Annotated in this window: 5 protein-coding genes and 1 pseudogene; 5 read left to right on the top strand and 1 reads right to left on the bottom strand. The window is 72.3% G+C overall.

Annotated elements, in window-relative coordinates; all coding sequences use genetic code 11:
• From E1291_RS43585 to E1291_RS40075, 3 genes and pseudogenes are all read left to right on the top strand, one after another.
• Window positions 1-183 (top strand): annotated as a pseudogene (locus E1291_RS43585) (hypothetical protein); the annotation flags it as partial.
• Between the two features lie 87 nt (window positions 184-270).
• Complete coding sequence (locus E1291_RS40080; protein WP_131743223.1) at window positions 271-711, top strand: hypothetical protein; 441 nt, start codon at window positions 271-273, stop codon at window positions 709-711.
• Window positions 712-795: 84 nt separating this feature from the next.
• Window positions 796-1,854, top strand: a complete 1,059-nt coding sequence (locus E1291_RS40075) for a TRM11 family SAM-dependent methyltransferase (protein WP_131743222.1) — start codon at window positions 796-798, stop codon at window positions 1,852-1,854.
• Between the two features lie 14 nt (window positions 1,855-1,868).
• Here the strand turns inward: E1291_RS40075 and E1291_RS40070 are convergent, their stop codons facing one another.
• Window positions 1,869-2,570 (bottom strand): HAD family hydrolase, encoded by a 702-nt coding sequence (locus E1291_RS40070; protein WP_131743221.1) that lies wholly within the window; start codon window positions 2,568-2,570, stop codon window positions 1,869-1,871.
• Window positions 2,571-2,680: 110 nt separating this feature from the next.
• Here E1291_RS40070 and E1291_RS40065 point away from each other — a divergent pair, with 110 nt between their 5' ends.
• Entirely contained in the window at window positions 2,681-2,953 is a 273-nt protein-coding gene (locus E1291_RS40065; RefSeq protein WP_131743220.1) for a hypothetical protein, read from the top strand.
• Between the two features lie 197 nt (window positions 2,954-3,150).
• Window positions 3,151-3,800: lysylphosphatidylglycerol synthase domain-containing protein (locus E1291_RS40060; protein WP_207401218.1), on the top strand; the 650-nt coding region annotated here is incomplete at its 3' end.

The following is a 3,800-nucleotide window of genomic DNA, read 5'->3' as shown; positions in this document are numbered from 1 at the left end:
CACCGGCCGCCAGACCCCTGGGCACTTCGGCCTTCTCCGTCTCGACTCAGCGTCCGCGACGATCTCAACGTCCGCAGCTCGCCGAGCTCGTCGTGCGCCGGCCAGGAGAAGCCGGCTCCCCCGGCGGCCTTCCCCGGGCTGCCGCCCGCGGCGCTGACGCCGCGTCCCGAACCGGGTGAGTGATCTTCGGCACGCCGGGAACGATCGCTCGCGGCGTGCGCGTTGGTCCCTTTCGGACTGGATCACTCGGGGGAGGAGCCCAGAACTGCCATGACGAGCACCGCGCAGCGAAACGAGCCCCGCAGGCCGACCGCGCTGGACGAGCTGCGGACCGCCTACCAGGAACAACTGAAGCAGCTGGCGACCGAGCGCGACCAGGCCCGCAGGCAGGCCCGCCGGGCCAAGGCGGAGCGGGACGTGGCGCGCGCCGACCTCGCCGACCTCCGCACCCGCGTCCACGACCTGCTGACCGCCGCGTCCCGGCACCTGCCCGGCCTGCCGGCCCCGGAGACGCCCGAGCCGGCGCCCGCGCGACCGGTCGCGTCCGGGGCGCGCCGCCCGGAGCCCGGGAGACGCCCCGACCGCCCCGACCTGGACAAGCACCGGGGCACGGCGACCGCCGGGGCCGAGCGCGGTGAGGCCGACAAGCGCAGGAATCCCGACCGGCGGAGCCCGCGCGGGGGCAAACGGCGCGCCGTCCGGGCGGGCTGACCCCGGCACGGCGCCGGCCGGACCCGCCGGGGGCCCTCCCGGCGGGTCGGCGCCGCACCGGTCCGCGCTGCTAGGGTCGGCCGAATGACCGCGTACGGCCTCCTCGTCTCCCCCTCGCACAACCGGGTCTACGCCCAGGCCGCCGCCGACCTGGTGAAGGCGGAGCTGGCGGTGTTCAGCGAGCGGGCGCTCGGCGGCCGGGTACGGGACGTCACCGAGACCACGATCGGCGGCGTCCCCTATGTGACGTTCTCGGCGGAGGACCTGACGGAGACCGACCTCCGCCTCCTGTCGAACCTGTCGTCCCTCTACGCGCTCTTCGAGATCGAGGACGGCCTCCTCCGGCCGGTGACGATCCTGCCGCTCGACCTGTTCGGCAGCGACCTGCTGACCATCCAGAAGTACGCGGGCAAGACCAACGAGTACTTCACCAAGCTGCTGCTGAACGTCACCGCGATGGCCACCGGCGCCCCGATGGAGCTGGTCACGGGCCGGCTGCGGCTGCTCGACCCGATGTGCGGGCGCGGCACGACCCTCAACCAGGCGATGATGTACGGCCTGGACGCGGCGGGCATCGAGATCGACGGCAAGGACTTCGACTCCTACGCCGCGTTCATCAAGACCTGGCTGAAGAACAACCGGGTCAAGCACCAGGCGGAGGTCACCTCCGTCCGCCGGGAGCGTGCGGTCCTCGGGCGGCGCCTGCACGTCACGTACGGGGCGTCCAAGGAGCTGTACAAGAGCGGCGAGACGATGGAGATCACCGTCGTGAACGCCGACTCGGTCGCGGCGCGCAAGTTCTTCCGGCCCGCCTCGTTCGACCTGATCGTGACCGACGCCCCGTACGGCGTCCAGCACGGCAGCCGGCCGAAGGGGTCCCAGCCGGGCCGCCGGGGTAGGCCCGAGCTGTCGCGCAGCCCGGTCGAGCTGCTGACGGCCGCCGTTCCGGAGTGGACGGCGCTCCTGCGGCCGGGCGGCGCCGTCGGGATCTCCTGGAACACCTTCGTCGGCCGCCGCGAGGAACTGGCGGGAATCCTGTCCGCCAACGGCCTGGAGGTCCAGGACTCCGACGCCTACCTGGGCTTCCGTCACCGCGTCGACCAGGCCATCTCCCGCGACCTCATCGTGGCCCGCAAGCCCTGACCGGCGCCTGCGCCTCAGGCAGCGGCCCAGCGTTCGACGTGCGGGAGCAGTTCGTCCAGGTCGTGGATCAGGGCGTCCGGAGGTGTAAGGCCGGGCCTGCTGAAGGCGTGGGTCGTCTGATGCCAGATCTGCACGGCGCGCAGACCGGCGGCCTTGGCTCCGTGGATGTCGTCGTAAGGACGGTCCCCTACGAAGACGCACGCGGACGGATCGGTGGCTCCGACGGCCTCCATGGCGGTGCGGAACGCCTCGGCGTGCGGTTTGGTCCAGGGGATCTCGCTGGAGTACACGGCCCCGTCCAAGAGGTGGAGGACGTCGTCGCGGGCGAAGACGCGCTCATGCCAGTCCCGCGTGCACATGGTGTTGGACAGGATTCCGACCTTGATACCGCGCTCGCGCAGCGTCCGGAACAGTTCCGGGACGACGGGGTCGGTGTGGGTGTGCGGCGTCCAGGTGTCGAAGTGGGTGTCGAGGAGCGCCTCGGTGGGCTCGACGCCGGCCAGCTCGAAGACCTCGGTGAGCGTGGCGCTGCGGTGCTCGTCGGTCCCGCGCCGCCACAGCTCCAGTTCGGCGTCGGCGAGCGCCGCCGACACCTTCTCGACGTCCTCCGGGGGAAGGTGGGCCGAGCAGATCGCATGCCACATGTCGGCCAGCTCGATGTCGTGCCACGGGGTCAGCGTGCCGCCCCAGTCGAAGATCACTGCCTCTACACCCATGCCGGGATGGTAGCCATGCGGGGCCCGCGGGAGGAGCGAGACCGCTTAGGGCCTGTGTCAGCGGGGATACCGACCCGATCAGTGAAGCCGAGCCGAACCCTGGAGGGGCGATGACCGAGCGCAGGCCCGGTGAGGATCGCGACTTCCGTCAGGACGTTGATGACATGGGCGACGACGAACAGGCCGAGGAGATCGCTCTTACGGAGCAGTACGTCCAGGATCCACCGGAGGAGCACGTCATAGAGGAGCCCGAGGACGACCCTGACGGCGTGGGCATCGGCGACTACGAACGCCAGGAGGCCAGAGAAGGCGACCAGGAGATCTGGCCCGACCCCGCCACGCCCGCCGAGTCGGACGCGGTGAACCCGACCCGGCGCCCCTAGGCCGGCGCCCCCTCCCGCCAATCGTCCCCGTGGCACGAGCGTTCACTGACCCGCTCCCGGCCCGCGCACTGCCCGCGGAATGGCCCGGGACGAGCGTGACGAGAATCTCTTTTCGGTTCCGTTACCTCCCACCGGGGAATGTCGTAACCAAGCCGTAGGTTGCGTCAAAGTGGGCGAGCTTGCGAGGTGACCGGGACATGCACGGAACAGTCACGGCACCGGTCCACCCCCCGGCCGACGTCGACCCCCCTCCTCCCCCGGACGAGGACGCCCCTTTCGCGCCCCGTCCCGGCGAGGGCGGAGACGAGGTGACGCGCGCCTGGTGGCGGCGCAGAGCCGGCGTCCTCGCGCAGTGGGCGCTCGTCCTCGGCGGCTTGGCGGCGCTCCCCTTCTTCCATGACCGGCTCCCCGATCTCGGCGTCATCTGGACCGCCGCGACCCACGCCGACCCCGGCTGGCTCGTCGTGGTCGTGGTCGCCGAGGCGGCCTCGATGGGCGCGTTCGCCCGGCTCCAGCGCAGGCTGCTGCGCATCGGCGGGCTCCGCCTGTCGCTGCGCCGCGCCTTCGCGATCACCTACGCGGGCAACGCGCTGTCGACGACGCTTCCGGCGGGCCCGGCGGTGAGCGTCGTCTACACCTTCCGGCAGTTCCGCCGGGCCGGCGCGTCCGCGCGGCTCGCCACCGCCGTGATCCTCGCGGGCGGCGTGATCACCACGACCGCCTACACGGTGATCGGCCTGGTCGCGCTGCTGTCCGACCCGGACGCCCGTGCGCTGGCCGTGCTCGCGCTCGCCGTCCCGCTCGCGCTCGGCCTCGCCGCCGCGCCCGCGCTGCGCCGGCCGTCGGC

Origin of the sequence: Actinomadura roseirufa, from assembly GCF_900659635.1 — a bacterium.
In the GTDB taxonomy this organism is placed as follows: domain Bacteria; phylum Actinomycetota; class Actinomycetes; order Streptosporangiales; family Streptosporangiaceae; genus Spirillospora; species Spirillospora roseirufa.
Note: the sequence above shows the minus strand (reverse complement) of the source record. Positions and strands in the feature narration are given on the sequence as shown.